Source organism: Pantoea sp. X-Soil-MYKO-1289 (genome assembly GCF_059730625.1).
Genome location: NZ_AP036004.1, coordinates 2,289,247 through 2,308,202 on the forward strand (window position 1 = coordinate 2,289,247; position 18,956 = coordinate 2,308,202).

Below are 18,956 nucleotides of genomic sequence, written 5' to 3' on the forward strand. Positions count from 1 at the left end.
TTTTTTCTTCATGACGAAAACAAAAAGCAGGTAATTGCAGCTTTCATGCCAGTTTATGATGCCATTTCAGCGAGTGCTGACATTTTATAATGTGAAAATAGTCACAGCGGGAAGCGCTCGCGTCTGGCGCGGCGGGCAGGCAAGTAATTTACTTAATAATTTTTGCAGCAGATTAAGCCGCAGGAATAATTGCATTATAACGGTGCAATAAAACGTGCAATTGCACCATTAAGAGACATGCCAGCGTTTGCGCTGGAAATTAAGCAGCCTTAATTCACCAGCCCAGGAAATAGCGCTTTGATGCCAGTGACCACGAATTCGATGCCGAGCGCCATCAGCAGCAGGCCCATAATACGCGTAATCACGTTAATGCCGGTCTGACCGAGCACGCGCACCATCAGCGGGGCAGCCCGGAACAGCAGCCAGCAGCAGAAGGCGAAGAGCGCGATCGCCACGCTAAAGCCCAGCAGATTCTGCCAGCTATGGTAGCGCGTGCTCCAGACAATGGTGGAGCTGATAGCGCCAGGTCCAGCCATCAGCGGCAGCGCGAGCGGCACTACGCCGATGCTCTCGCGAATAGCGGTTTCCGATTTCTCCTGCTTGTTCTGCTTATCTTCGCCCAGCTTGCCGCTGATCATCGACATGGCGATGGTGACCACCAGAATGCCGCCCGCAATGCGGAAGGAGTCTATGGAGATGCCGAAAATATGCAGGATGGCATCGCCGAGAAACAGCGAGGTCCAGAGAATAATGGCGACCGCCAGGTTCGCCGTCATATTGGTTTTATTACGCTCAGCCGCCGCCTGATAACTGGTCATGCTGATAAAGACGGGAATAATGCCGACTGGATTCACCAGCGCGAACAGGCCAACAAAGAATTTGATATAGCCCGAAAGATCAAGCAACGCAGGGTTCACGGTTCGCTCCGATGAGGGAAAAGAAATCGCGCTTAATTTACGCAAAAACTGCCGCGTTAACCAGTCAACTTAACAGAAAATTCTGCTGCGTCAGGGCGCGACAGAGAGTCGGTTGCGCCAGCGCGGCACGCAGAGCAGGAATAAAATCGGGCAGCGCGCTCCGACTGCCGTTCTTTTGCAAAAATGGCTGCTGAAAGGTGTCAGCTTGGGTTTAAATTGATCTGAATCAATATTGATCTACCCCATTCCAGGTAATCTTTTCCCATCGAAAGTCATTAGCAAAGTTGTTTGACCCGTGCGAAAACTCTTTCAGTAAGCCAACGAAAATTCTGGCGTTTTGGCTTAGGCCAAAATATTAGCGCAGCATGGCTATAATCAGGACTCCAGGCAGGTTTACTAACAGAGTTTAACTTCCTTCAGGAGAGCACCATGGCCGTTACTAATGTCGCTGAACTTAACGCACTGGTTGAACGCGTAAAACAAGCACAGCGTGAATACGCCAACTTTACTCAAGAACAGGTTGACGCCATCTTCCGCGCTGCCGCCCTCGCCGCCGCTGACGCCCGCATCCCTCTCGCCAAAATGGCGGTCGCCGAATCTGGCATGGGCATCGTCGAAGATAAAGTTATCAAAAACCACTTTGCCTCAGAATATATCTATAACGCTTATAAAGACGAAAAGACCTGCGGCGTGCTGGATACCGACGATACGTTCGGCACCATCACCATCGCTGAGCCTATCGGCCTGATTTGCGGTATCGTCCCCACAACTAACCCAACCTCAACGGCGATTTTCAAAGCGCTGATTAGCCTGAAAACGCGCAACGGCATTATCTTCTCGCCGCATCCGCGCGCCAAAGAAGCCACCAACAAAGCAGCAGACATCGTGCTGCAGGCCGCCATCGCCGCCGGCGCGCCAAAAGATATCATCGGCTGGATCGACGCGCCGTCTGTCGAACTCTCTAATCAGCTGATGCACCATCCTGACATCAACCTTATTCTGGCGACCGGCGGTCCTGGCATGGTGAAAGCCGCGTACAGCTCAGGTAAACCGGCAATCGGCGTCGGCGCGGGCAACACGCCGGTGGTGATTGACGAAACGGCCGATATCAAACGCGCCGTCGCCTCTATCCTGATGTCCAAAACCTTCGATAACGGCGTTATCTGCGCCTCCGAGCAGTCGGTTATCGTGGTGGACTCCGTTTATGATGCGGTGCGCGAGCGCTTCGCCAGCCACGGCGGCTACCTGCTGCAGGGCGAGGAGCTGAAAGCGGTACAGAACGTCATCTTGAAAAACGGCGCGCTTAACGCGGCCATCGTTGGTCAGCCGGCGTACAAAATCGCCGAAATGGCCGGCATCAGCGTGCCGAGCAGCACCAAGATTCTGATTGGCGAAGTGAAGCTGGTGGACGAATCTGAACCTTTTGCCCATGAAAAACTCTCGCCGACGCTGGCGATGTATCGCGCCAGCGATTTCGAAGACGCCGTGGCAAAAGCGGAAAAACTGGTGGCGATGGGCGGTATCGGCCACACCTCCTGCCTCTATACCGACCAGGACAACCAGAAAGCGCGCGTGAACTTCTTCGGCGACCGCATGAAAACCGCGCGTATTCTGATCAATACACCGGCTTCTCAGGGCGGTATCGGCGACCTCTACAACTTCAAACTGGCGCCTTCTCTGACGCTGGGCTGCGGCTCCTGGGGCGGTAACTCCATTTCCGAAAACGTGGGACCGAAACACCTTATCAACAAGAAAACCGTGGCTAAGCGAGCAGAAAACATGTTGTGGCATAAACTTCCGAAATCCATCTACTTCCGCCGCGGCTCGCTGCCGATTGCGCTGGAAGAGGTGGCCGCCGACGGTGCGAAACGCGCCTTTATCGTCACCGACCGCTTCCTGTTCAACAACGGCTACGCCGATCAGGTGACGCGCGTGCTGAAATCGCACGGCATCGAAACCGAAGTCTTCTTTGAAGTTGAGGCTGACCCGACGCTGAGCATCGTGCGTAAAGGCGCCGAGCAGATGAACAGCTTTAAACCTGACGTGATTATCGCGCTGGGCGGCGGCTCCCCGATGGATGCGGCGAAAATCATGTGGGTGATGTATGAACATCCTGAAACCCACTTCGAAGAGCTGGCGCTGCGCTTTATGGATATCCGCAAACGCATCTATAAATTCCCGAAAATGGGCGTGAAAGCGCGCATGATCGCCATCACCACCACCTCAGGCACCGGTTCGGAAGTGACGCCGTTTGCCGTAGTGACCGATGACGCCACCGGTCAGAAATATCCGCTGGCGGACTACGCACTGACGCCGGATATGGCGATTGTCGACGCCAACCTGGTGATGGAGATGCCGCGTTCGCTCTGCGCCTTCGGCGGTCTGGATGCGGTCACGCACGCGCTGGAAGCCTATGTCTCAGTGCTGGCTAACGAATACTCTGACGGCCAGGCGCTGCAGGCGCTGAAACTGCTGAAAGAGAACCTGCCGGCCAGCTATCAGGAAGGGGCGAAAAACCCGGTTGCGCGTGAACGCGTGCACAACGCCGCCACTATCGCCGGTATCGCTTTCGCGAACGCCTTCCTTGGCGTCTGCCACTCCATGGCGCACAAGCTGGGTTCCGAGTTCCATATCCCGCACGGTCTGGCGAACGCCCTGCTGATTTGCAACGTTATCCGCTACAACGCCAACGATAACCCGACCAAGCAGACGGCATTCAGCCAGTACGACCGTCCGCAAGCGCGCCGTCGCTACGCGGAAATCGCAGACCATTTAGGTCTGGCGGCGCCTGGCGACCGCACCGCGCAGAAAATCGAGAAGCTGCTAGCGTGGCTGGATGAGATGAAAACCCAACTGGGCATTCCTACCTCTATCCGTGAAGCAGGCGTGCAGGAAGCGGACTTCCTGGCGAAAGTCGACAAGCTGGCCGAAGACGCCTTCGACGATCAGTGTACTGGCGCTAACCCGCGCTATCCGCTGATTGCCGAGCTGAAACAGATTATGATGGATACCTTCTACGGCCGTGAATACGCCGAGCCCTTCGCCGACGTGGCGCAGGCCCAGGCCGCACAGCCGGTGAAGCTGGAGAAAGCCGAGAAGAAAGCGAAAAAAGCCTGATGACCGGCCAGTAAGAAAAAACCCGCTTCGGCGGGTTTTTTTATGGCTGGCGAAAAATCGACGTCAGGCGGGTTTTTGCTGGCCGTAGATGGCGGCCAGCGACCCCTGCTCTATCGCCTGCTTGTAATGCTTGCGGCATACCGAGATATAACGCTCGTTGCCGCCGATCACCACCTGCTCGCCCTCGCTGTACGGACGGCCTTCGGCGTCGAGCCGCAATACCATACCTGCCTTGCGACCGCAGTGACAGACGGTTTTCAACTCCACCAGCTTGTCGGCCCAGGCAAGCAAATACTGGCTGCCGCCAAAGAGTTCGCCGCGAAAGTCGGTGCGCAGTCCGTAGCACAGCACCGGAATATCCATATTGTCCACAACGTCAGAGAGCGCCTTGACCTGATCGCGCGTCAAAAACTGGCATTCGTCTACCAGCACGCAGTGCACCGGCTGGCGCGCATGTTCCGCAGCGATCTCCGCATCCAGCTGCGTTTGCGCGTTAAACAGCGCCGCCGGCGAAGAAAGACCAATACGGGAGCTGACCTTGCCCGCGCCGAAACGATCGTCAATTTCAGCGGTATAGACCAGGGTTCTCATGCCGCGTTCCTGATAATTGTAAGACGACTGTAATAACGCAGTGGATTTCCCTGCATTCATTGCGGAATAATAAAAATAGAGCTGAGCCATTAGCGTGGTTTCTCAAAGCATTGCGAACAGAATGGGCGGAATTCTATCACAGATAAACACAAATTATGGCGGTGATTATTTCGTGCAGGCTGTTTACAACTTCGCCAGCAAGAGAAAAAATGCGCTTCTTCTTTGCCTTTTTTTTTAATCATTTGTACCTGAACTTTATTGTAAAGCGGCACTCTGCTACGCAGGTTCTGGCCTTACGTCACTCTGAAAGTGCTACTCACTTTAACGTTTCGGATTTTTCATAACGTGCCGACGCGCGAATATCAACCGCCTTATCGTTTCATTTGATTAAACCTCAGCGGCAAACTTAATTATCATTCTTTACCGTTACACTTATTTTACTATTGCAGTAATTTTTTGCCGCCACTATTATTAGCTGGCAGAACACCTCTTCATTAATATATTCAGAGATCAGGACAATGAGCGAAGCACTAAAAATTCTTAATAATATCCGTACATTACGCGCGCAGGCTCGAGAGTGTTCACTGGAAACGCTGGAAGAAATGCTGGAAAAACTCGAAGTCGTGGTTAATGAGCGCCGCGAAGAAGAGACGCATGCTAAAGCAGAAAGTGAAGAACGCACGCGTAAACTTGAGCAATACAGAGAAATGCTGCTGGCGGATGGAATCGATCCCAATGAGCTGTTAAGCACAATTGCTGAAACTAAAGCGCCAGGCAAAACTAAACGCGCTGCCCGTCCGGCTAAATATCAGTATGTCGATGAAAACGGCGAAACCCGCACCTGGACCGGTCAGGGTCGCACGCCTGCGGTAATCAAAAAAGCGATCGAAGAAGAAGGTAAACAGCTGGATAGCTTTCTGCTGTAATAACTGATAGTGCTTCCATCATTTGGGTCACGGGTCAGGTGACCCCAGATTAATCAAAGAAAGGAAGCGCAGGCTTCCTTTTTTATCAGACGTTGTAAAATTCACGATACCAGCTGACAAAGCGCGCTACGCCCTCTTCTACGCTGGTCTGCGGCTTAAAGCCAATCGCCTGATATAGCGCCTCGGTATCTGCGCTGGTTTCCAGCACGTCGCCAGGCTGCATCGGCAGCAGATTTTTCTTCGCCGTTACGCCCAACGCCTTTTCAATCGCCTCGATATATTTAATCAGACTGGTTGGCTGACTGTTTCCGATGTTATATACGCGGTACGGCGCAGAACTGGTGGCAGGCGAGCCCGTTTCCACCGTCCAGCTGTCATCGCGCTGCGGAATAACATCCTGCAGGCGCACAATAGCTTCGGCAATATCGTCGATATAGGTAAAGTCGCGCTTCATTTCGCCGCGGTTATAGACGTCGATCGCGTCGCCGGCGATCATGGCGCGAGTAAATTTAAACAGCGCCATATCCGGACGGCCCCATGGACCATAAACGGTGAAAAAACGCAGGCCAGTGGTTGGCAGGTTATAAAGATGCGAATAGGTATGCGACATCAGCTCATTGGCTTTTTTGGTCGCTGCGTAAAGCGAAACCGGATGATCGACGCTGTCGTCCGTCGAAAATGGCATTTTACGATTCAGTCCATAAACAGAACTGGAGGATGCGTAGAGCAGATGCTCGATTTTATGATGACGGCAACCTTCCAGAATATTTAAATGGCCGGTCAGGTTAGCGTCGGCATAGGCGTGAGGATTATCGATAGAATAGCGCACGCCCGCCTGCGCGCCCAGGTGAATGACGCGTTGAAACGCGTGTTGTTCGAATAACGAGGCCATAGCGGCGCGATCCGCCAGCTCCATTTTAATAAACCTGAAGCTGGGGTGCTGTGCGATTAAATCAAGACGAGATTGTTTCAGGCCAACATCATAATAGTCATTAAGATTATCGATGCCGACAATCTGGTGACCGGCGGCCAGCAAGCGTTGAGTGACGTGAAATCCAATAAAGCCTGCGGCGCCGGTGACCAGAATGTTCATACTTCCCTCGTTAATTACGCAATTTGAATAGACGCTCCGCGGCCGATTGCATAATAAACGAAACCGCGTTTGCTGATACGCTCTGGATCATACAGGTTGCGACCATCAAAAATCACGGGTTCTTTAAGGGAATTTTTAATTACGTCGAAGTCCGGCGCACGGAAGTTCTGCCACTCGGTGCAGATGACCAGGCCATCCGCGCCCTGCAGCGCCGCTTCTTTTGTGCCCATCAGCTTCAGATCGCTGCGGTGACCATAGATGCGCTGCGCTTCGTCCATGGCTTCCGGATCGAACGCCTGAACGCTTGCGCCAGCTTCCCACAGCGACTCCATCAGCACGCGGCTAGAAGCCTCTCGCATATCGTCGGTGTTCGGTTTAAACGACAGGCCCCAGACCGCAAAGGTTTTACCGCTCAGATCTTCGCCGAAATGACGTTTGATAAAAGCGGGCAGCTTGGTTTTCTGGCTGTCGTTAACATCTTCCACCGCCTGCAGCAGGCGCGGCTTATAGCCGATCGACTCAGCGGTACGGATCAGCGCCTGCACGTCTTTCGGGAAGCAGGAACCGCCGTAGCCGCAGCCTGGGTAGATGAAGTGGTAGCCGATACGTGAATCAGAACCGATGCCCTGACGCACTTTCTCGACGTCCGCGCCCAGGCGTTCGGCAAGGTTGGAGATCTCGTTCATGAAGCTGATTTTGGTCGCCAGCATGCAGTTCGCCGCGTATTTGGTCAGCTCCGCGCTGCGGATATCCATCACGATCATTCGGTCGTGATTGCGGTTGAACGGCTCATAGAGTTCGCGCAACAGCTCTTCGACTTCCTCATTGTCCGTACCCACCACGATGCGCTCAGGACGCATGCAGTCGTTAACGGCCGCGCCTTCCTTGAGAAACTCCGGGTTGGATACCACGTCAAACGTCAGGCTGACGCCGCGATCGCGCAGGGTCTCTTCCATCACGCGACGCACTTTATCCGCTGTTCCGACGGGAACGGTGGATTTATCAAGCACAACCTTGTGATCCTTCATATGCTGCGCAATGGTACGAGCAACGGCGGTCACATATTTAAGGTCAGCCGAGCCGTCCTCATCTGGCGGCGTACCCACGGCGATAAACTGCATGACACCGTGATTGACGCCCTCTTCCGCATCTGTGCTGAACTTAAGGCGACCCGCCTCATAGTTCGACATAACCAGCGGCGTAAGGCCGGGTTCGAAAATGGGGATGATGCCTTTTTTCAGGTTTTCGACTTTTTTCGCGTCGACATCAATGCAGAGAACGTCATGTCCGACTTCGGCCAACACCGCAGCCTGAACCAGACCGACATAGCCGATACCAAATACAGTGACTTTCATTGAGTTATCCTGTGTTTATGAATTACTTTTTATTGCCAACTGCGCTATCGAGCCACTGAGAAAAATCTTTGCCCAGCACTGGATGGCGAACACCGTACTCAACGAATGCCTGCATATAACCGAGTTTGTTACCGCAGTCATGGCTTACGCCTTTCAGGTGGTAAGCTTCTACTGTCTCTTTCTCCATCAGCATGGCGATAGAGTCGGTCAGCTGTACTTCGCCGCCTGCGCCCGGAGGGGTTTTCGCCAGCAGAGGCCAGATGTCCGCAGAGAGAACGTAACGGCCAACGACCGCGAGGTTAGACGGCGCTTCGGTGGCTTTCGGCTTCTCAACCACGCCAACCATCGGTGCGCTGTCGCCTGGCTGCAGCTCTGCGCCCTGGCAGTCAACTACGCCGTAAGCGGTCACGTCCGCGACCGGCTCAACCATAATCTGGCTGCGGCCTGACTCGTCGAAACGGCTCAGCATTTCCGCCAGGTTGTCTTTGGTCGGGTTGGATTCGTACTCGTCGATGATCACGTCCGGCAGGATCACCGCAACCGGCTCGTCGCCAATCAGCGGATGCGCGCACATAACGGCGTGGCCCAGGCCTTTCGCGATGCCCTGACGTACCTGCATGATGGTGACGTGCGGCGGACAGATGGACTGGATTTCATCCAGCAGCTGACGCTTAACGCGTTTTTCCAGCATCGCTTCCAGCTCAAAACTGGTATCGAAGTGGTTTTCAATGGAGTTTTTAGAAGAGTGCGTAACCAGCACAATTTCGTTAATTCCTGCTGCGATGCACTCGTTAACGACATACTGAATTAACGGCTTATCGACCAGCGGTAACATCTCTTTCGGAATCGCTTTGGTCGCAGGGAGCATACGGGTGCCCAAACCTGCTACAGGGATTACCGCTTTTTTTACTTTGGACTTATAGGCAGACATCAAGATACCTCTCTTATAGGCCGTTCAAGTTAATACTTGATATGTCGGTTGAAATTCGGGAATGAGTATATCAGTTACCATCGAACGGATTTATCCTGGAAGGAGTCAATCCGCAGAATTTAAGACTATTACCCAAGTGTAAAGCTAACCTCTGGACCTGTCTTCAGGGCCCGGCGAAATTAAATTTTTTCGCCTATTCCTCACCCGATAACATCAGGCGGATCCTGCCCCCAGCGCCCCAGACGTGGCATTGCCAGCTGTCGGCGCGCTGACTGATTTGGTTAAGATGCGTGCTTCCCATAGTGCCAAGGGGAACGCCGTTACTGAGTTGAATTTGGTGGGCGTGAACATGTAGCGTGGCGTTTAATCCAGCAGAAACCAGGATCAGGTTTTTCAAAGTGCGGTGGTAATAGCCGACCAACAGCGGAAACTGCCCGCTCAGATTGGCCTGCCGCAGCAGCAGATTCACCTGACGCAGCAAACCGTTTAACTCCGGCAGCCGCTGTTTTTGGCCGGAAAGCTGCTCCTGCAGCAGGCCGTTGAACAACGCGCGCAGCAGCAGCGCGGCCAGCACGCCGTTATCGCCGGCGCGCGTGACGTCAAGACAGTAAAAAGCGAGATCGTTGTCGGAGAGCGCCGCGATATCCAGCACCAGCCCCGGCTGTTCAGCCATGGTGAGCTGGCGGTAGTTGACGCGGCAATTGGCCACCGTCTGCTGTACCGGCGGCTGAAGCTGCTTTAGCAGCTTCGCGGCAGCGGCCGGATCGCGCACCAGTGCGTCCCAGTCCTGAAACAGCTGCTCATCCTCTTCCACCTTGGAGGTGAACATCGAAGGATAGAGACATTCATAAACCGCTTCGCGGAAGCGCTCGAAATTTTTCAGCGGCTTAAGCAGCACGTCCTGCACGCCGAGGCGCAGAACATGGGCGATATCTGCCATATTTTCCGTCGCCGAGATAATCAGAATCGGCACGCTGTTGCCGCGCGTGCGGATATGCTCAACAAACTGAATGCCGTTCATACGCGGCATCTCCAGATCGCAGATCACCAGATCCACATCGTGCTGCTGCAAATAGCCAATGCCATCAATGCCGTCGCCGGCTTCAAACGTACTGGCGCCGAGCGCCAGCAAGAAGTTGTTTACCAGAGAACGGAAAACGACCTCATCTTCGACAATGAGTATCTTTTTGCCGATTAGTGGTTTCTCCATTCTTTCCCCCTGCGTACCAGATCAATCAATAGTGGTTCATAAAACGCAGTTGCGCCTTTCAGAATTAGCCGAAGTAACATCTGTGAATGAACAACCTGATTATCTGTTTCGCACCAGCAGTAATAGTTCATCCATCTTTTTCTCTACGGCGGCCCTGCCTGCCTCAATAGCCTCTTCTGCGCGGTGAAAGTCCAGCGTTGAAATCTGCGGACAAAACGGCTGAATCAGCACATCGGGAGGATCGCCTGCCATACGGTTACGCTTCAGGCGATTTTCCAGCACCTGGATGGATGTCGACATAATCTCCATCGCACCCGGCGTTTGTGTGGTGCGGCGTTGGGTCAAGCCCACCAGCCGCTGACGTATTTTTTTAGCCCAACTCAGGGCCGCGGCCGAAACCGCTTCGTCGCTGTTCTGCGGCGTAACAGACAGGAGATCCTGCTGCATCAAATGCGCGTCATGCTGAAGATCGACAGCGATAACGATATCCGCGCCTAAGGCTCGCGTAAGCGAAACGGGTACGGGATTCACAACCGCGCCGTCCACTAGCCAGTAACCATTGTAGCCGACGGGCGGCAATAAGCCTGGCATACTGCAGGATGCGCGCACAGCCTGATGAAGATCGCCCTCGGTCAGCCATAATTCCCGACCGGTGCTGAGGTTGGTCGCCACCACGCCGAACGGCTTGCCGCAGCTTTCAAGGCGATGTTGAGTTATCAGCTGGCGCACATGGTTGAAGACGCGCTCGCCGCGCAGCAAACCGCCGCGCTGCCAGGAGAGATCCATCAGTCGAAGAACATCCCAGTAGCGAAAGGCGCTGACCCACTTTTCCATCTGCGGCAGGCGGTCGTTGACATAAGCCGCCCCGACCAGCGCGCCGACGGAACAGCCCGCTACCACGTCGATTTCGACGCCCGCGCGCGTCAGAGCGTTGATGACACCGATATGCGCCCATCCTTTGGCTGCGCCTGACCCTAACGCCAGTCCGATTTTAACCTTTCTCATTTACCCTCTGTCGCCAACGACTGTGCATAGCTTCACTGCGCCAGGTCGGCTACCATATGGCGTCATCTTAATTTATCGCTCACAGGAGTTATTGTGTCCGAACCCTGTCCTTGCTGTAGCGGGAAGCAGTATAGCCTATGTTGCGCGCCCTTTCTGACGGGCGAACGGCTGCCTGAAACGGCTGAACAGCTAATGCGCTCGCGCTATACCGCCTACGCCAGACAAAACAGCGACTGGCTGATCGCCAGCTGGCATCCCGACAAGCGTCTGCCCGATATGGCGCAGCGATTATCCGAAAGTTTTGCCGGTACCGAATGGCTAAGCCTGAATGTAACCTGTTGTAATCATGGAAGCCATGATAATGAAGCTTTCGTCACTTTTTTTGCGCGTTACCGCGAAAATTCGCAGATAAGCGCAATCCACGAGCGTTCTCGCTTTCTTCGCGAGGATCATCGCTGGTACTATGTCGATGGAACGGCGCCTGCCATAGGGCGCAACGATCGCTGTCCTTGTGGCTCCGATAAAAAATACAAGAAATGTTGCGGCTGAACAGCATACGGCCCAACGGTTTTACCCAATCGCTTTGACAGGACTCTGATCGAGATGCAAGCGCAAACTATGCAACGAAAAGTTTTACGTACCATTTGCCCTGACGCGAAAGGTCTGATCGCTAAAATCACCAATATTTGCTACAAGCACGAGCTGAATATCGTGCAAAACAATGAATTCGTTGATCATCGCACCGGCCGCTTTTTTATGCGTACCGAACTTGAAGGCATTTTCAACGATAATACGCTGCTGGCGGATTTAGACAGCGCGCTGCCGACCGGATCGACGCGCGAGCTAAACAGCGCTGGCCGCCGTCGCGTGGTGGTGCTGGTCACCAAAGAGGCGCACTGCCTGGGCGATCTGCTGATGAAGAGCGCGTTCGGCGGGCTGGATATGGAGATTGCCGCAGTTATCGGCAACCATGACACGCTGCGTTCGCTGGTGGAGCGTTTCGATATTCCTTTCGTGCTGGTGAGCCATGAAGGGCTGTCGCGCGAAGAGCACGACAATCTGATGGCGGACGAGATCGACCGCTACCAGCCTGATTATGTGGTGCTGGCGAAATATATGCGCGTGCTGACGCCGGCTTTTGTGCAGCGCTATCCGAATCAGATCATCAATATTCACCACTCGTTCCTGCCCGCGTTTATCGGCGCGCGTCCTTATCATCAGGCCTACGAGCGCGGCGTGAAGATCATCGGCGCAACGGCGCACTACGTGAACGATAATCTGGATGAAGGTCCGATCATCATGCAGGACGTGATTAACGTCGATCACAGCTATACGGCTGAAGAGATGATGCGCGCCGGACGCGACGTGGAGAAGAACGTGTTAAGCCGCGCGCTCTATAAGGTGCTGGGGCAGCGCGTATTTGTTTACGGCAACCGCACGATTATTCTTTAAGCGCATCGGGCGCTGAATTGTTTGTGAATTCAGCGCCACGGGCAAAAAGTGGGCAAAACGGTTCACATTTTTCAGTTGGGCGCTTTACACGCTGACCGCATTTGGTATGATGCGCCCCGCTTTAAGGCACAATGATTCAGGCCAGTGGTGGGATTCCCGAGCGGCCAAAGGGAGCAGACTGTAAATCTGCCGTCACAGACTTCGAAGGTTCGAATCCTTCTCCCACCACCATCTGAATCGTTTCTTCGCCTTACCGGTCATTATCAGCATTTCCCAGGTGGGATTCCCGAGCGGCCAAAGGGAGCAGACTGTAAATCTGCCGTCACAGACTTCGAAGGTTCGAATCCTTCTCCCACCACCATCCTTGCATCGTCTCCCATATCAAACGCACTCTCCTGATTCTCCCGACAGGTACCGCACGCATCCCATGACATTTTGCTAAAAAATCGCTACCATCCGGCGCAACATTCTCAGCACACTGGTCCACGCCATGAAATTTGTTTCATTCAACATCAACGGGTTGCGCGCCCGCCCCCACCAGCTTGAAGCGCTCGTCGAACAGCATCAGCCTGACGTTATCGGCCTGCAGGAAACTAAAGTCCATGACGATATGTTTCCGCTCGAAGAGGTGGCGAAGCTCGGCTACAACGTCTTCTATCACGGCCAGAAAGGCCACTACGGCGTGGCGCTGATGACCAAAGCGCAGCCCGTGTCGGTACGTCGCGGCTTTCCCGGCGACGATGAAGAGGCGCAGCGTCGTCTGATTATGGCGGAAATCCCGAGTCCGATTGGCGATATTACGGTTATCAACGGCTATTTCCCGCAGGGCGAGAGCCGCGACCATCCGACTAAATTCCCGGCGAAAGAGAAGTTCTATCGCGATCTGCAGGCCTATCTTGAGCAGAGCCTGCTGGCGGATAAGCCCGTGCTGATTATGGGCGACATGAATATCAGCAGCACCGATCTCGATATCGGCATCGGCGAAGAGAGCCGCAAACGCTGGCTGCGCACCGGCAAATGCTCTTTCCTGCCGGAAGAGCGCGAATGGATGGATCGCCTGCTGCAATGGGGACTGGTGGATACCTTCCGCGAAAAAAATCCTGAGGTGAGCGACCGTTTCTCCTGGTTCGACTACCGCCTCAAAGGGGTTCGACGACAATCGCGGGCTGCGCATCGATCTGCTGCTGGCCAGCCAGCCGCTGGCCGCCCGCTGCGTGGAGACGGGAATCGACTACGACATCCGCAGCATGGAAAAACCCTCTGACCACGCGCCGGTCTGGTCAACCTTTCAGTTCTGATGCGACGGCGTGGCCAGGCGCCACGCCGCTTACTTCACGATTTTCCAGATCAGCGGGTTGGTGCCGAGCACCTTTTCGTCTCGGGCGCACTGTAGCAGCACCCCTTCCGATTTCACCACCGCGCCCTCGCTGTAGTTGCGATTCTCGAAAATACAGCACTGCTGACAGCTGGGCGCGCTGCTCTGATTTTGCGTCCAGACTTCAGGCGGCATATCCACTACCACATCCGCATTGCCGCCTGCGCTGTACTCCTGCTGATGCCCGTGCGAGGGGCTGGCGGCCGCCGCGCCGCTCACCAGCGCCGCGATAAAGCATAAACCTGCGCCATAACGCATTATTCGCTCTCCTTCACTTTTCGTTTCGCCGTCCGTTTGGGACGTTTCTTTTGCCCTGAGGCGGGCAGTCCGCGAAAGGCCATCGCGCTGGGCTGCTGGCGCGCCTGATGGATCAGCTCGGTCAGCGTGCCGACCAGCGGCTGCATAAACTCCTCATAGCGGCACGCCTTTTCGCTGATACGCGTCAGCGTCGACTCCCACTGCGCCGTCATATCGGGCCGCGCCGCCAGTTCCGGCAGCGAGTGGATCAACGCTCGCCCCGCAGGCGTCGCATTGATATAACGCCCGTTTTTCACCAGAAAAGCGCGGCGAAACAGCAGCTCGATAATTCCGGCGCGCGTGGCCTCCGTTCCTAAACCATCGGTCGCACGCAGCACTTTCTTTAATTCTTTATCCTGCACAAAACGGGCGATGCCGGTCATGGCGGAGAGCAGCGTCGCGTCGGTGAAGGGACGCGGCGGCTGCGTCTGCTTCGCCAGCACCTCGCCCCGCTCGCACAGCAGTTCATCATCCTTCGCGACCACCGGCAGCGGCGTCCCGTCGTTTTCCTCGTCGCGCTCTTTGCTGCCCAGCAGCGCGCGCCAGCCCGCTTCGGCAAGAAAACGCGCTTTGGCGACGAACTTGCCGCCCGCGATATCCAGCTCGATAACGCATTTGCGGAAAATGGCGTCGGGACAGAACTGCATCAGATACTGTCGGGCAATCAAGGCGTAAACGTTCTGCTCGTTCTCCGTCAGCCGCACCGCGCTGGCGCGCGCGGTAGGGATAATGGCGTGGTGCGCATCGACTTTTTTGTCATCCCAGCAGCGGTTGCGGCGATCGGCGCTAAAGTCGTCCGGCGGCGTCATGGCGCCCGCGTGTGTCTGAATCGCCTTCAGCACCGCATGGCGGCCAGCGAAGTGCTCTTCCGGCAGATAGCGGCAGTCGGAACGCGGATAGGTGATCAGCTTATGGGTTTCGTAGAGCTTCTGGCAGGTGTCCAGCACCGTTTGCGCGCTCAGCCCATAGCGCTTCGCCGCTTCGATCTGCAGGCTGGAGAGCGAGAAAGGCAGCGGCGCGCCCTCGCCTTCGCGCTTATCGTTGTAGCTGGTGACCAGCGCAGGCTGGCCCGCGATGCGGGCGACCACATGATCCGCCAGCGCGCGATGCAGCAGCCGCCCCTCTTCATCCTGCCAGGGTTCGCAGGCGTCGCTGGGCACCCAGCTGGCGATGAAGCGCTGCTGGTCCGGCGTGACGATATGGGCTTTGACTTCGAAATAATCTTTGGGGATGAAGTTTTCGATCTCTTCGTCGCGGCGCACCACCAGACCCAGCACCGGCGTCTGCACGCGGCCTACCGACAGCACGCCATCATAGCCCGCGTTGCGCCCCAGCAGCGTCCAGGCGCGCGTCATATTGATGCCGTAAAGCCAGTCGGCGCGCGCGCGGGCCAGCGCCGAGACGCAGAGCGGAATAAATTCGCGGTTTTCGCGCAGGCGGCTGACCGCCCGCTGCACCGCCTGCGGGTTCAGGTCGTTGATCAGGCAGCGCTGAACGCGGCTGCGTTTTTCCGCCGGCAGTTGCAGATAGTCGAGCACTTCGTCCACCAGCAGCTGACCTTCGCGATCGGGGTCACCCGCGTGTACCACTTCGCTGGCCTGCTTCAGCAGCTTCTCAATGACTTTAAGCTGCTTCGCCACCGAAGGACGCGGCTGCAGCTGCCATTTTTGCGGGATGATCGGCAGGTCGGCCAGCGACCAGCGCGCGTAGCGGCTGTCGTAGCTGTCCGGCTGCGCCTGCTCCAGCAGGTGGCCGACGCACCAGGTGACCACCTGATCGTCGCCGCAGGCGATAAAGCCCTCTCCGCGACGATGGGGCTGGGGCAGCACATCGGCAATCGCGCGGCCAAGGCTCGGTTTTTCCGCAATAAACAAACGCATGAGTCAGCAAGATCCTTTACTTCAGGGTATGAGGGCCATTCGGCTAACGCGACAGAGGCGCAGCGCTATCTTAGACGTTTCCAGATAAGGAGGTAAGCTCTGGCGGGTCACTTCGAGATCGGTCGCGCAGGATCCGCGCAACCCGCTTCGCTGCACGGACAGAGAGACGGCGTCGGCTAGAAATAGCTGACGAAAGGCGCGGTATCGGGATGAACCAGGGTAGTGCTCGATTTCAGCTGCGGCGTGCCGAGATAGAGGAAACCGACGATAGCGTCCTGTTCGCGGCAGTTGAAAGCGCTGCGCACGCGCGCGTTGTCGGTCCAGGGACCGCTGCGCCAGATGCCGTTGAAGCCCTGCGCTGCCGCCGCCATCTGCATCGCCATCACCGCGCATCCCGCCGAGACCACCTGCTCCCAGCGCGGCACTTTGGGGTGATCTTCGCAATGGGCGATAACGGTAATGATCATCGGCGCGCGGAACGGCGAGCGCGCGGCTTTATCGATCGCTTTCTCCTCCAGCTGCGCCTCGCGCGCCGCCTCTTCCAGCAGCGCGCTCAGCCGATCGCGTCCTTCATTCTCGACGATAACGAAACGCCACGGCTGCAGCGACTTATGATCCGGCGCGCGCATGCCGGCGCGGATAATATTCTGCAGGCTTTCGCCGGCGGGCGCCGGTTCCGTCAGCCGTGAGGCGGAGCGGCGATTAATCAGTAATTCAAGTGCATCCATGATTTTCTCCTGATGTCATAACGCGTTGGCTAATCCTGGCACAGCCTGATCTTTTGTAACAGTCCGCCGCGATTTCCTGCTGACATTTTCCACGCCGCTCTTTAGGATGAGGGCGTCATGGAAGGCGGAGCCGCGCGGCGACCGCTTTCCGCTAGCGAAAATGGAGAGTCTGATGCGCACATTGTGGCGAATTATTGCCGGTCTGTTCCGATGGACATGGCGAGTGCTGAATTTTATCAGGGAGTTTATTCTCAATCTGTTCCTGATCTTTTTAATCCTGGTCGGCGTCGGCATCTGGCTGCAGGTCAGCGGTTCCGGCAGCGGATCGACGCCGGTGCAGCAAGGCGCGTTGAAAGTCGACCTCACCGGCGTGCTAGTGGATAAGCCCTCGGTCAGCAATAAGCTGAGCAAACTGGGTCGTCAGCTGCTGGGCGCAAGCAGCGATCGCCTGCAGGAGAACTCGCTGTTCGACGTGGTGGACGCCATCCGTCAGGCCAAAAGCGATAAAAACATCACCGGCATGGTGCTGGATCTGCGCGACTTCGCCGGCGGCGATCAGCCCTCTCTGCAATACGTCGGCAAAGCGCTGCGCGAATTCCGCGACAGCGGCAAGCCCATTTTTGCGCTGGGCGACAGCTATAGCCAGGCGCAGTACTACCTCGCCAGCTACGCCAGCAAAATCTATCTCTCGCCGCAGGGCACGGTCGATCTGCACGGTTTCGCCACCAACGGCCTCTACTATAAGACGCTGCTGGATAAGCTGAAGGTCAACTCCCACGTTTTCCGCGTCGGCACTTACAAATCGGCGGTGGAACCTTTCCTGCGCGACGACATGTCGCAGGCGGCGCGCGACGCTGACAGCCGCTGGGTCGGTCAGCTGTGGCAGAACTATCTGAATACCGTGGCGGGCAACCGTCAGATTACGCCGGATCAGCTCTTCCCCGGCGCGGCGGCGGTGATCGCCGGTCTTGAAGCGGTAAACGGCGATACCGCCAAATATGCGCTCAATAACAAGCTGGTGGATGTGCTGGACAGCCGCGCGGCGGCCGATCAGGAGCTGGTGAAAACCTTTGGCTGGGATAAAGCCAACAACGATTACCACAGCGTCAGCATTTACGACTACAACGTGAAACAGCCAACCCAGCAGGATGGCAATATCGCGGTGGTGATGGCGAGCGGCGCGATTATGGACGGCGAGGAGACGCCCGGCAACGTCGGCGGCGACACCACCGCCGCGCAGATCCGTGATGCGCGCCTCGATCCCAAAATCAAGGCGATTATCCTGCGCGTCAACAGCCCTGGCGGCAGCGTAACGGCGTCTGAAGCGATCCGTGAAGAGCTGGCGGCAGCGCATGCGGCCGGCAAGCCCGTCGTGGTATCTATGGGCGGCATGGCGGCTTCAGGCGGTTACTGGATCTCGACGCCGGCGGACTATATCGTCGCCAGCCCAAGCACGCTGACCGGCTCCATCGGCATTTTCGGCGTCATCAATACGCTGGAGAACAGCCTGGATAGCATCGGTGTGCATACGGACGGCGTCGCTACCTCGCCGCTGGCGGACGTGGCCTCTACCAAAGCGCTGCCGACCGAAGTGCAGCAGCTGATGCAGCTGACGATTGAAAACGGCTACCGCAACTTCGTCGGTCTGGTCGCCGCTTCGCGCCATAAAACGCCGGAGCAAATCGACGCTATCGCGCAGGGGCACGTCTGGACCGGCAGCGACGCCAAAGCCAACGGCCTGGTGGATGCGCTGGGCGACTTTGACGATGCGGTGAAGAAAGCGGGCGAACTGGCGAAGGTCGCGAAGCCGCAGCTCACCTGGTATCAGGATCAGCCAGGCATGTTCGATATGCTGCTTAGCCAGGTTAACGCCTCGGCGCAGGCGGTGCTACCGACCACGCTGAAAGCCTGGCTGCCCGCGCCGATGCTGGACGTGATGAGCGCCATGAAACAGCAGCCCGGCCTGCTGAATAACCTCAACGATCCGCAAAATCGCTATGCGTTCTGTCTGAACTGCGGCGAAGTGCGATGAAGCTCGCAGCCCGGTCCTCGACCGGGCTGCTTTTCCCCCGCTTTCCC

15 protein-coding genes, 2 tRNA genes and 1 pseudogene are annotated in these 18,956 nt (G+C 56.2%); 8 read left to right on the forward strand and 10 right to left on the reverse strand.

Features of this window, described 5'->3' with window-relative positions:
• Positions 1–269: 269 nt before the first annotated feature.
• Positions 270–917: a YchE family NAAT transporter gene (locus AC6I7Z_RS11055; protein WP_033747940.1), complete on the reverse strand. Its 648-nt coding sequence runs from the start codon at positions 915–917 to the stop codon at positions 270–272.
• Between the two features lie 429 nt (positions 918–1,346).
• Between AC6I7Z_RS11055 and adhE the strand changes: the two genes are divergently transcribed.
• Entirely contained in the window at positions 1,347–4,034 is a 2,688-nt protein-coding gene (gene adhE / locus AC6I7Z_RS11060) for a bifunctional acetaldehyde-CoA/alcohol dehydrogenase (protein ID WP_497814246.1), read from the forward strand.
• Positions 4,035–4,097: 63 nt separating this feature from the next.
• Here the strand turns inward: adhE and tdk are convergent, their stop codons facing one another.
• Positions 4,098–4,715, reverse strand: a complete 618-nt coding sequence (gene tdk / locus AC6I7Z_RS11065) for a thymidine kinase (protein WP_497814247.1) — start codon at positions 4,713–4,715, stop codon at positions 4,098–4,100.
• Between the two features lie 428 nt (positions 4,716–5,143).
• Between tdk and hns the strand changes: the two genes are divergently transcribed.
• Positions 5,144–5,551 (forward strand): histone-like nucleoid-structuring protein H-NS, encoded by a 408-nt coding sequence (hns, locus tag AC6I7Z_RS11070; protein ID WP_033746720.1) that lies wholly within the window; start codon positions 5,144–5,146, stop codon positions 5,549–5,551.
• Between the two features lie 85 nt (positions 5,552–5,636).
• Here hns and AC6I7Z_RS11075 read toward each other — a convergent pair whose 3' ends face one another.
• The 5 genes from AC6I7Z_RS11075 to rssA form a co-directional block, all read right to left on the reverse strand.
• On the reverse strand, positions 5,637–6,644 hold the full coding sequence (locus AC6I7Z_RS11075; protein ID WP_497814248.1) for an NAD-dependent epimerase: 1,008 nt from the start codon (positions 6,642–6,644) through the stop codon (positions 5,637–5,639).
• 14 nt (positions 6,645–6,658) lie between these two features.
• A complete protein-coding gene (locus AC6I7Z_RS11080) occupies positions 6,659–7,999 on the reverse strand; it encodes a UDP-glucose dehydrogenase family protein (RefSeq protein WP_033746713.1) in 1,341 nt (446 codons plus the stop codon).
• Between the two features lie 22 nt (positions 8,000–8,021).
• Positions 8,022–8,930 (reverse strand): UTP--glucose-1-phosphate uridylyltransferase GalU, encoded by a 909-nt coding sequence (gene galU / locus AC6I7Z_RS11085; RefSeq protein WP_033746712.1) that lies wholly within the window; start codon positions 8,928–8,930, stop codon positions 8,022–8,024.
• A gap of 193 nt (positions 8,931–9,123) precedes the next feature.
• Positions 9,124–10,140: a two-component system response regulator RssB gene (gene rssB, locus AC6I7Z_RS11090; protein ID WP_497814249.1), complete on the reverse strand. Its 1,017-nt coding sequence runs from the start codon at positions 10,138–10,140 to the stop codon at positions 9,124–9,126.
• A gap of 99 nt (positions 10,141–10,239) precedes the next feature.
• The gene (gene rssA / locus AC6I7Z_RS11095) at positions 10,240–11,145 is read right to left on the reverse strand and encodes a patatin-like phospholipase RssA (protein ID WP_497814250.1); all 906 of its coding nucleotides are present in this window, start codon (positions 11,143–11,145) and stop codon (positions 10,240–10,242) included.
• Between the two features lie 93 nt (positions 11,146–11,238).
• On the opposite strand from rssA, the gene AC6I7Z_RS11100 reads away from it, so the two are divergent.
• The 5 genes and pseudogenes from AC6I7Z_RS11100 (at position 11,239) to xthA (ending at position 13,895) form a co-directional block, all read left to right on the forward strand.
• Entirely contained in the window at positions 11,239–11,694 is a 456-nt protein-coding gene (locus AC6I7Z_RS11100) for a YchJ family protein (RefSeq protein WP_497814251.1), read from the forward strand.
• Positions 11,695–11,748: 54 nt separating this feature from the next.
• Positions 11,749–12,597 (forward strand): formyltetrahydrofolate deformylase, encoded by an 849-nt coding sequence (purU, locus tag AC6I7Z_RS11105; protein WP_033791175.1) that lies wholly within the window; start codon positions 11,749–11,751, stop codon positions 12,595–12,597.
• A gap of 146 nt (positions 12,598–12,743) precedes the next feature.
• Positions 12,744–12,828: transfer RNA gene (locus AC6I7Z_RS11110), tRNA-Tyr, on the forward strand.
• A gap of 45 nt (positions 12,829–12,873) precedes the next feature.
• Positions 12,874–12,958: transfer RNA gene (locus tag AC6I7Z_RS11115), tRNA-Tyr, on the forward strand.
• Between the two features lie 129 nt (positions 12,959–13,087).
• Positions 13,088–13,895, forward strand: a pseudogene (xthA, locus tag AC6I7Z_RS11120) (exodeoxyribonuclease III).
• A gap of 29 nt (positions 13,896–13,924) precedes the next feature.
• Here xthA and AC6I7Z_RS11125 read toward each other — a convergent pair.
• From AC6I7Z_RS11125 to AC6I7Z_RS11135, 3 genes are all read right to left on the reverse strand, one after another.
• Positions 13,925–14,230, reverse strand: coding sequence for a YnjH family protein (locus AC6I7Z_RS11125; protein ID WP_497814252.1), 306 nt, complete (start codon positions 14,228–14,230; stop codon positions 13,925–13,927).
• A complete protein-coding gene (locus AC6I7Z_RS11130; RefSeq protein ID WP_497814253.1) occupies positions 14,230–16,149 on the reverse strand; it encodes a DNA topoisomerase III in 1,920 nt (639 codons plus the stop codon). Before AC6I7Z_RS11130 ends, AC6I7Z_RS11125 begins: the two co-directional genes overlap by 1 nt.
• Before the next feature lie 176 nt (positions 16,150–16,325).
• Positions 16,326–16,877, reverse strand: coding sequence for an NAD(P)H nitroreductase (locus AC6I7Z_RS11135; RefSeq protein WP_497814254.1), 552 nt, complete (start codon positions 16,875–16,877; stop codon positions 16,326–16,328).
• 172 nt (positions 16,878–17,049) lie between these two features.
• Here AC6I7Z_RS11135 and sppA point away from each other — a divergent pair, with 172 nt between their 5' ends.
• On the forward strand, positions 17,050–18,909 hold the full coding sequence (sppA, locus tag AC6I7Z_RS11140) for a signal peptide peptidase SppA (protein ID WP_497814255.1): 1,860 nt from the start codon (positions 17,050–17,052) through the stop codon (positions 18,907–18,909).
• The last annotated feature ends 47 nt before the right edge of the window (positions 18,910–18,956 follow it).

Coding starts and splice junctions, on each gene's coding strand:
- adhE (WP_497814246.1), top strand. CDS start 1,347: ATGGCCGTTACTAATGTCGCTGAACTTAACGCACTGGTTGAACGCGTA.
- tdk (WP_497814247.1), bottom strand. CDS start 4,715: ATGGCTCAGCTCTATTTTTATTATTCCGCAATGAATGCAGGGAAATCC.
- hns (WP_033746720.1), top strand. CDS start 5,144: ATGAGCGAAGCACTAAAAATTCTTAATAATATCCGTACATTACGCGCG.
- AC6I7Z_RS11075 (WP_497814248.1), bottom strand. CDS start 6,644: ATGAACATTCTGGTCACCGGCGCCGCAGGCTTTATTGGATTTCACGTC.
- AC6I7Z_RS11080 (WP_033746713.1), bottom strand. CDS start 7,999: ATGAAAGTCACTGTATTTGGTATCGGCTATGTCGGTCTGGTTCAGGCT.
- galU (WP_033746712.1), bottom strand. CDS start 8,930: ATGTCTGCCTATAAGTCCAAAGTAAAAAAAGCGGTAATCCCTGTAGCA.
- rssB (WP_497814249.1), bottom strand. CDS start 10,140: ATGGAGAAACCACTAATCGGCAAAAAGATACTCATTGTCGAAGATGAG.
- rssA (WP_497814250.1), bottom strand. CDS start 11,145: ATGAGAAAGGTTAAAATCGGACTGGCGTTAGGGTCAGGCGCAGCCAAA.
- purU (WP_033791175.1), top strand. CDS start 11,749: ATGCAAGCGCAAACTATGCAACGAAAAGTTTTACGTACCATTTGCCCT.
- AC6I7Z_RS11125 (WP_497814252.1), bottom strand. CDS start 14,230: ATGCGTTATGGCGCAGGTTTATGCTTTATCGCGGCGCTGGTGAGCGGC.
- AC6I7Z_RS11130 (WP_497814253.1), bottom strand. CDS start 16,149: ATGCGTTTGTTTATTGCGGAAAAACCGAGCCTTGGCCGCGCGATTGCC.
- AC6I7Z_RS11135 (WP_497814254.1), bottom strand. CDS start 16,877: ATGGATGCACTTGAATTACTGATTAATCGCCGCTCCGCCTCACGGCTG.
- sppA (WP_497814255.1), top strand. CDS start 17,050: ATGCGCACATTGTGGCGAATTATTGCCGGTCTGTTCCGATGGACATGG.